9 protein-coding genes and 1 pseudogene are annotated in these 8326 nt (G+C 50.0%); 3 read left to right on the plus strand and 7 right to left on the minus strand.

Going from position 1 to position 8326, the window contains the following annotated elements; genetic code table 11:
* Positions 1-167: 167 nt before the first annotated feature.
* Positions 168-890: a T3SS effector SopD family protein gene (locus tag K6K13_RS22960; RefSeq protein ID WP_222158995.1), complete on the plus strand. Its 723-nt coding sequence runs from the start codon at positions 168-170 to the stop codon at positions 888-890.
* 116 nt (positions 891-1006) lie between these two features.
* Here K6K13_RS22960 and ddlA read toward each other — a convergent pair whose 3' ends face one another.
* Complete coding sequence (ddlA, locus tag K6K13_RS22965) at positions 1007-2104, minus strand: D-alanine--D-alanine ligase (protein ID WP_222158996.1); 1098 nt, start codon at positions 2102-2104, stop codon at positions 1007-1009.
* Positions 2105-2328: 224 nt separating this feature from the next.
* On the opposite strand from ddlA, the gene K6K13_RS22970 reads away from it, so the two are divergent.
* Together K6K13_RS22970 and K6K13_RS22975 are read left to right on the plus strand one after the other, a co-directional pair.
* Positions 2329-3063 carry a T3SS effector SopD family protein gene (locus K6K13_RS22970; RefSeq protein WP_222158997.1) on the plus strand — a complete coding sequence of 245 codons (735 nt, stop codon included), beginning with the start codon at positions 2329-2331 and terminating at the stop codon, positions 3061-3063.
* An 80-nt stretch (positions 3064-3143) separates the two neighbouring features.
* Positions 3144-3308 (plus strand): annotated as a pseudogene (locus K6K13_RS22975) (hypothetical protein); the annotation flags it as partial.
* Between the two features lie 98 nt (positions 3309-3406).
* On the opposite strand, the gene K6K13_RS22980 reads toward K6K13_RS22975, so the two are convergent.
* From K6K13_RS22980 to rpmH, 6 genes are all read right to left on the minus strand, one after another.
* Positions 3407-3724, minus strand: a complete 318-nt coding sequence (locus tag K6K13_RS22980; RefSeq protein WP_222158998.1) for a putative quinol monooxygenase — start codon at positions 3722-3724, stop codon at positions 3407-3409.
* A 125-nt stretch (positions 3725-3849) separates the two neighbouring features.
* On the minus strand, positions 3850-5214 hold the full coding sequence (mnmE, locus tag K6K13_RS22985) for a tRNA uridine-5-carboxymethylaminomethyl(34) synthesis GTPase MnmE (protein WP_222158999.1): 1365 nt from the start codon (positions 5212-5214) through the stop codon (positions 3850-3852).
* A gap of 77 nt (positions 5215-5291) precedes the next feature.
* Positions 5292-6938 (minus strand): membrane protein insertase YidC, encoded by a 1647-nt coding sequence (gene yidC / locus K6K13_RS22990; protein ID WP_222159000.1) that lies wholly within the window; start codon positions 6936-6938, stop codon positions 5292-5294.
* Between the two features lie 2 nt (positions 6939-6940).
* The gene (yidD, locus tag K6K13_RS22995; RefSeq protein ID WP_222159001.1) at positions 6941-7198 is read right to left on the minus strand and encodes a membrane protein insertion efficiency factor YidD; all 258 of its coding nucleotides are present in this window, start codon (positions 7196-7198) and stop codon (positions 6941-6943) included.
* On the minus strand, positions 7162-7521 hold the full coding sequence (rnpA, locus tag K6K13_RS23000) for a ribonuclease P protein component (RefSeq protein ID WP_222159002.1): 360 nt from the start codon (positions 7519-7521) through the stop codon (positions 7162-7164). The genes yidD and rnpA overlap by 37 nt, the downstream gene beginning before the upstream one ends.
* Before the next feature lie 18 nt (positions 7522-7539).
* The gene (rpmH, locus tag K6K13_RS23005) at positions 7540-7680 is read right to left on the minus strand and encodes a 50S ribosomal protein L34 (protein ID WP_004093983.1); all 141 of its coding nucleotides are present in this window, start codon (positions 7678-7680) and stop codon (positions 7540-7542) included.
* Positions 7681-8326: the final 646 nt, after the last annotated feature.

An 8326-nucleotide genomic window follows, 5' to 3' on the forward strand; every position in this document is an offset into this window, starting at 1 on the left:
AATGCCTGAAGGCATTGTCACCCTACGTGGAGCGCGGTGGTTGCGCTCCACGTTACTTATCTGTTTGTTCTCAGGAACCCCCCTTCACCTAAAGCCGATTGTTAGTAGTTTTTTTGATAAAAAAATACAAAATAGAAAAAACTCAGAATCTTATTCAAAGGTGCAAAATGGCTATTAATCTGTTGGGTGAAAAACGGTTAAGTATTAAAAACTATGCTAATTTAATAAAGCATAATGAAAAGGATAAAGCGACCCATTTAAATTTGTGGGACAAGTTTTGTGATCTGTTCAGAAAGTGCAAGAAAAGTGAAGTTATTGATACTTTCTTTAATCTTATTCATGGTGATGGCCGCAGTCATGATAATAGCGGAAAAAATGCGTTTTATCATTTTGAACAATTAAGACATATGGCCGATCCTGATGATAGACATTTGTTTACCACGCGTGTTGCTGAAATAAATGGCGATGAGAATAAATATGTTTTTTTAATCGATAATGTGGAAATAACCACTGTGTCTGTTAAGGGGTGGGACGACCTTTACAAACTAGAATGTAATTCAATGCCGTTGATCGATAATTATGAGAAGATTGTCTATGGTTATGTTAAAGACAATGAAATCAATTTTTTAAATGAATATAAAAAGACTAGGATTACGGATAATTACAGTTCGGATGAGTTAATTAATTACAGTCGCTTTTTTTTAAATAACCATGGTGAAGTGAAAAAAACACTGTTAGAACGAGGCATTATCAATATCGATGTCATGGATGAAATTAAATATGATATGGATAAAACTATCCCTGTTGAAGATAATCGACGAGGATTTGCCCTTACAACCATCGCTGGGTCATTGAGAATGGAATACCCTTTGGAAGGGGATGCGATGTAACGCAGGCATGCAAAACATGCCTTTTCCCGACAGTGATAAAAATCACATCACACCGCAACCAGGCTGTGAATGAAATACCTTCACAGCCTGACGATAACACGAATCGCCGTGTTGAATTATCGAACAGAACTTGCCAGAGCGCGATCGCTTTCCTGTCGCTCTAACGCTAACTCGATTAATGCCGTAATGAGGTCGGTATAGCTTAGGCCGCTGGCCTGCCACAGTTTTGGATACATGCTGATGTTGGTGAAGCCGGGCAGCGTATTCACTTCATTGATAATCACGTCATCGTCCGGCGTGAGGAAAACGTCGACACGCGCCATGCCCTGACATTCCAGCGCCTGGAAAGCTTGCAAGGCAATATGTTGGATTTTTTCGTTAATGTCAGGCGTAAGATCCGCAGGCGCTCGCACCAGCGCACCTTGTTCGTTGATGTATTTGGTATCGTAAGAGTAAAACTCGTCGCTCAGCACAATTTCGCCACAGACGCTGGCCTTCGGGTGATCGTTACCCAGCACCGCACACTCAATTTCTCTGCCAACAATTGCCGCTTCCACCAGCACCTTGTGATCGAACTGGAAAGCCAGCTCCACGGCTTGCTGAAATTCTGCTTCGTTACGAACTTTGCTCACGCCGACAGACGAGCCCTGATTGGCTGGCTTGATAAACAGTGGTAGCCCGAGCGCGCGACTGACGCTGGTGAAGCTGTGATGTTGGCGATTGGCGCGATTCAGGGTAACAAACGGTGCTACCAGCAAGCCTGCATCACGCAGTAGACGTTTGGTGACGTCTTTATCCATGCTGACCGCGGAGCCCAGTACGCTGCTGCCAACAAACGGAATATTGGCCATTCTCAGCAAGCCTTGCAGTGAACCGTCTTCCCCCAGCGTGCCGTGCACGATAGGAAAAATAACATCCAACTGGGTAAGGGCGTGGGCATTCTGGCTTTCGATCACTTGCTGCTGTGTTTGGCCGGGGATCAGCGCTACGCTTTTGTTGGAGCGGTTCAACGCGATCAGCGCGGGGTTCTCGGCATTCAGCAGGTAGTTAGACGCATCGTTGATATGCCACGCCCCCTGCTTGTCGATACCAAGCAGTGTCACATCAAACTTGGCTTTATCAATGGCATCAATAATATTCTTGGCCGATTGTAACGAGACCTCGTGCTCAGCGGATTTACCGCCAAAAATGATGCCCACGCGTAGCTTTTTCATGCGTTGATTCCTGTGTTGTAGTGCCAACCCCGTAGCGCTTAGGGTATTGATTAGATAATCAAGTGCCTCTGCGATCAAGCGCTTCACGGTATTACGGGTAAAAAAAATCCCCGCTCAGGGAATGATGCGTGTATGACGGGTTGAAACGGCATTGTGCTGTTGTTTCGAATACGTGGCCTACGCTAGGCGATGTCATTAATAAACACAGAGGGAGGAATCGCAAGATGGAAATAGAACTTGCAGGGGGAAGGAAATTACACCATTGCAATATGACGAATTTAGTACAGTATGACGATAAAAAAAAAGCAACGGCGTTGAATTTATGGCAACGATTTCTCGATCTTTTCAGAATTTCGCCGAAAAAAGACGTTATTGATTCTCTTTATGAAAACATTAATGAGTATCCTGCCGCCAAACTCGGTGGCACAGTCTATTATCGTTTTTATAATTTTGAGAAGCTCAAAGCGTTAGCATTACCCGCATACAGAAATCTTTTTAAAGTAAATGCACAACCGCTGGGCATGAATGGGACACGGTACACATTTTCAATCGACAAGGTCGATATTTACAGCTTCGACACACCCAATAATTGGCAATCACTGTCTGAGTTGTCAGTTAATCAGTTGCCTTTGGTTGAAAACTACAGCGCTATTGTTAAAAAATTCGCCGCCGATAATGACATTGAGTTTGCAAGACAATTCCCGGATACCAAGATAAAAGATAACTACGGTGGGGATGAGGTTATGGATTATAGCTGCTTTTTTTTAGAGAAAAACCCGGACATTAAACTCACTCTGCTTGAGTACGGTCTTTTCGATCTGGATATCACCAACGCTTTTGTAAACGACATGGAGGCTCAACTCAAAGGCGATGATGATAGAATAGGAAAGATCAATTACCGACTGATCACCTTGCAAGTGTCACTCAAATATCTTGAGAGCAGGGATTACAGGGCGTGATATATTTATCGGCAGTGGGGTTTGACGTGCATTGGTACTACCCCACAGCCGACGATATGCAGCAGGCCGAGCATTGCGCCGCCGATCACACCAAGTATCACGTTTCGGCAGCGGTGGATATCGGCAATATCACGCAAGCCGCCGCGCTGTTTACTGATGAAATGCCGCCTGCGGCGTTGAAAGCACGGCTCAAGGAGAGTCAGGTGGAGCTTGTTCTTTCGGGGGTGGTGGGAATATTGCAGTAGGCCTGAACGCCCTTGGCAGTGATGCCAGCGTCGCGTATGACCTTGTTTTGCACCGATCAAGCTCCTGCTGATACTGGCCTGACGTTCATTCTTGATTGCTATTGGTTAAATAGCCGCGTGTCATTATTTTCATCAAAAGCGCCCATCAATATATAGGTCGCCTCTTTTCGCTTGTACTGATCGATCATCGGCACCAGGCGTTTGAAGTGTTCGCTGGCGCAGTGCTCATCCAGCGCCGCACGGTCTGGCCACTCTTCGATGAAGATAAAGTGCCCGATGTCTTTCTCGTCGACATACAAATCGTAGGCAATGCACAGCGGCTCTCTCTTGGTGGCCTCAACCAACTCTCGATACAGCGGGAGGACGATTTCAATCGCCTCTGGCTGGATAAAATCTTCAGCAATCACTTTTAGCATGTAGATGCTCGGTTTTTTAGGCTGAGGTAGGAAACGTTCATCATGGCGTTGGCCTCATATTGCAGATTTTTATTATACGCTATAGCCGGTAATGATGAGATTAACGTCTATAGCGTCTAGGGCGACTACTTGCCAATACAAAAACTCGAGAAAATCCGCCCCAACAAGTCATCGGAAGTAAATTCCCCGGTGATCTCACTCAGTGCCTGTTGTGCCAGCCGCAGCTCTTCTGCCAGCAGTTCACCTGCGTAAGCGCTCACTAACTGTTCTTTGCCCTGTTCCAGATGCTGTGCGGCGGTTTCCAGCGCTTGCAGGTGGCGGCGGCGTGCCAGGAAGCCCCCTTCGGTGTTGCTGGTAAAGCCCATGCTCTGTTTTAGATGGTTACGCAGGATATCGACGCCATCACCGGTTTTGGCGGACAGGCGAATCAGTGAGTAAGTGTTTACCTCTTCAATGCCTTGTTGCTCGCCCGTAATGTCGGCTTTATTGCGCACCACGGTAATCGGCAGTGTGGCGGGCAGGCGTGCCATAAACTCCGGCCAAATTTCAGCAGGCGATGTGGCGTCAGTGGTGGTGCTATCGACCATAAACAGTACGCGGTCCGCCTGTTCAATCTCTTGCCAGGCGCGTTCAATGCCGATGCGCTCCACTTCGTCGCTGGCATCGCGCAGCCCGGCGGTGTCGATGATATGCAGCGGCATGCCGTCGATATGGATATGTTCGCGCAGCACGTCGCGCGTGGTACCCGCGATAGCGGTCACGATTGCCGCCTCACGCCCGGCCAGTGCGTTGAGCAGGCTCGATTTCCCCGCATTGGGGCGACCTGCAATCACTACCTTCGTGCCTTCACGCAGCAGACTGCCTTGATGCGCTTCGGCCTGAACATCCGCCAGATCGGCCATCACGCCGTTGAGTTCCGCTTCAATCTTGCCGTCAGAGAGGAAATCGATCTCTTCATCAGGGAAATCAATGGCCGCCTCGACATAGATGCGCAGGTGAATCAGCGCCTCCACCAGACGGTGAATGCGGGTAGAGAAGGCGCCTTGCAGGGTATTCAGCGCAGATCGTGCCGCTTGCTCAGAGCTGGCATCGATCAGGTCTGCGATAGCTTCGGCCTGTGCCAGATCGAGTTTGTCATTGAGAAACGCACGCTCGGAGAACTCGCCGGGGCGCGCAATGCGCAGGCCGGGCAGTGCCAGAATGCGCTGCATCAGCAAATCAAGGATAACCGGGCCACCGTGCCCTTGCAGTTCCAGCACATCCTCGCCGGTGAAGGAGTTGGGGCCAGGAAACCATATGGCAATACCCTGATCCAGCGCGCTACCGTCGGCATCGCGAAACGGCAGATAATCCGCATGGCGCGGTTTGGGTAATTTACCCAGTACGGCACGCGCCACGTCGGCGGCCTGCTGGCCGGACACGCGCAAAATACCTACGCCGCCGCGTCCGGGGGGCGTGGCTTGGGCTACGATGGTATCGGTATGGCTCATGATGGCTTCTCTGTGGCAATTAAACAAAAAAATAAGGCGGCCCATAGCCGCCTTATTCTCAGACTGGTGCAGTCCGCTTATTTCTTCTCTTTCTTGTCGCGGCTGTGCAGGCCTTTCTTCTCCAGCCCACGGTAAATCAACTGCTGCTGGATAATGGTGACCAGGTTGCTAACGATATAGTACAGCACCAGACCTGACGGGAACCACAGGAAGAACACGGTAAAGATAACCGGCATGTAGGTCATGATCTTCTGCTGCATCGGGTCGGTCACTGTGGTCGGCGACATCTTCTGAATGAAGAACATCGTGATACCCATCAGGATCGGCAGGATGTAGAACGGGTCTTGTGCAGACAGGTCAGTGATCCACAGGATGAACGGCGCATGGCGCAGCTCAACCGAGCTCATCAGCATGTAGTACAACGCCAGGAAGATAGGCATCTGGATCAGCAGCGGGAAGCAGCCGCCCAGCGGGTTCACTTTCTCCGCTTTGTACAGCGCCATCATCTCTTGGCTCATGCGCTGCTTGTCATCACCGATACGCTCGCGCATGGCTTGCATTTTCGGTTGCAGCATACGCATTTTCGCCATCGAGGTGTACTGCGCCTTAGTCAGCGGGTACATGATACCGCGCACGATAAAGGTGATGGCGATGATGGAGAAGCCCCAGTTACCGATGAAGCCGTGCAGGAATTTCAGCAGCTTGAACAGCGGCTGGGAGATAAACCACAACCAACCGTAATCCACTGACAGGTCCAGATGCGGTGCAATCGCCGCCATCTTGTCCTGAATTTCCGGGCCAACCCACAGTACTGCGCTGATGTCTTTCTGGGCGCCAGCGTCAACTGTTACCGGTGTGGCTTTAAAGCCAATGGCAGCCAAACCGTTACCCAACTGTGAGGTATAGAAGGTGTTGGCACCCGCGGTGGTCGGGATCCATGCGGTAGCAAAATACTGCTGCAACATGGCAACCCAGCCACCCTCAGTGGTGACGTTCAGGTTTTCTTTCATGTCGCTGAAGCTGTATTTCTTGTACTTATCGTCGCTGGAGGAGAACGCGGCGCCACGATAGGTATGAAGTGCAAAGTTATTGCTGCCAGTGTCGCGGTGTTTCGGCAGGTCAATAGACTGTTTCAACTGACCAAACAGCGTCAACTCCAACGGTTGCGCGCTGGTGTTGTTCACGTTGTAGTTCACGTTCAGCGCATAGTTGCCACGTTTAAGCACGAACGTTTTGGTGAAGGTCACGCCGTCAGCGTTGGTGTAGGTCAACGGAATGGTCAGTGCGTCCTGTCCGTCAGCCAGTTCAAAGTGATCCTGTGCAGCAGTAAACAGCGGACGTGCGCCGTTCGCCGGGTTATCCGGACCGTGTTTACCCGTCAATCCACTCTGTGCCTGATACACAAATTCCGGCGTGGTTTCCAGCAGCAGGAATGGCGTAGCAGAGTGCAGTTTGTCAGGGAACGCCAGCAGATTGGCTTGTTCGATATCGCCGCCGCGCGTATTGATAGTCAACGACAGTACGTCGGTTTTCACCGTGATCAGTTTACCCTGACCGCTGTTAGGCACGCCCTGGCTGGCGGTATCACCGTTGACTGCGTTCGTCGCTTGCTGGATGGCTTGCGTTGAAGCGGCAGGCGGATTTTTGTCCGTCTCCCACGTCTGCCAGATCAGAAAGCTTACGAATAGCAGAGCGATGAGGAGAAGATTGCGTTGCGAATCCATCGTTAATGTTCTCTGTTATTGTCGGGTTTTGGCGGTACGGGATCATCACCACCAGGGTTCAAAGGGTGGCATTTTAATACGCGTTTAAGCGTCAACCAACTGCCTTTTATCATGCCGAACCTGCGTATCGCCTCAATGCCGTATTGTGAACAGGTTGGGCGAAAACGGCAATGAGGCCCTAACAACGGACTTATAACGAGCTGATAACCGCGTATCAGCCCGATCAGGAGGCGCGAGCCAAGCGACAGTGCCGTTGCCATAATTTTTCCAATGCTTCCGTCAACGCGCGATTATCCAGGTCGGCTACCCCTTTTTTGGCGATCACCACAAAATCCATCGCAGGTAGGGTATGTTGATGTAAACGAAAGCTTTCCCGCGTCAGACGTTTAATCCGATTGCGTTCATGCGCCCGTTTGACATGCTTTTTAGCGACAGTAAGACCGATGCGAGGATGCCCCAGCGAATTCAGGCGGCCGAGGATGGTGATTTGCGGCGTGCCAGCCTGATGCGGCTGCTGGAAGACGAAAGTGAAATGGCTGGGAGTTAACAAACGTAACTCCCTGGGAAAAGCGAGCTTAACCACTAGGAGGGTTAGCTTTTATTACTTAGAAACAGTCAGACGAGTACGGCCTTTTGCACGACGGCGGGCCAGAACCTGACGACCATTTTTAGTGGCCATACGAGCACGGAAACCGTGGCTACGGTTACGCTTCAATACGGACGGTTGGAAAGTGCGTTTCATGGCGATTTCTACCTAAACTTGGATAATTGACTTCACAGTAAACGCGTTTGGCGCTCCGGCGTGAACACTGACCGACGCCTCAATCGCATACATCAAAGATAAAGAGGCGGGATTGTAATAATTGTACAGTCCCGAGTCAATTGGCATCACACGCCTATGGAGCCCTTTCCGCAATAAATTTGGGGAATTTTCTGTCTAAAATAGCACAGAAGAGCATCAACGCGTCGGGCTGAGGATTATACGTACTCTACATTAAATCGCAAGGATCCTGACACGATCCTTAATGCGGGATCATGATCGCTGTCACTCCAGCGTGAATGCTGATTCAGTTATGCTAGGTGTCCGCATGATACAAGCCTGCGTCATCGTTGTGCGGCACGTGGCGGCCATGAATGATAAGAATAGCCTGTGGATAAAAAGGATCGAAACTGTGCGGAAAGGGAAGATCTCTGCCGAGGATTAGGTTATGATCCGCCGTCCCGTGAACGATCCTTCTTCGGGATCGTCTCGGCAACCGCATGGACATCATCAGATGCGCGGTGCACCCAGGGGACTGCCATTGCAGCTTCCGGGTCATAATCATGAATTACACTAAATAACGTATCTGATTCTTTTCTATTTTAATCTTGTTCGAGTGGAGTCCGCC

The sequence above is a fragment of the Symbiopectobacterium purcellii genome (assembly GCF_019797845.1).
GTDB classification, from domain to species: Bacteria; Pseudomonadota; Gammaproteobacteria; order Enterobacterales; family Enterobacteriaceae; genus Symbiopectobacterium; species Symbiopectobacterium purcellii.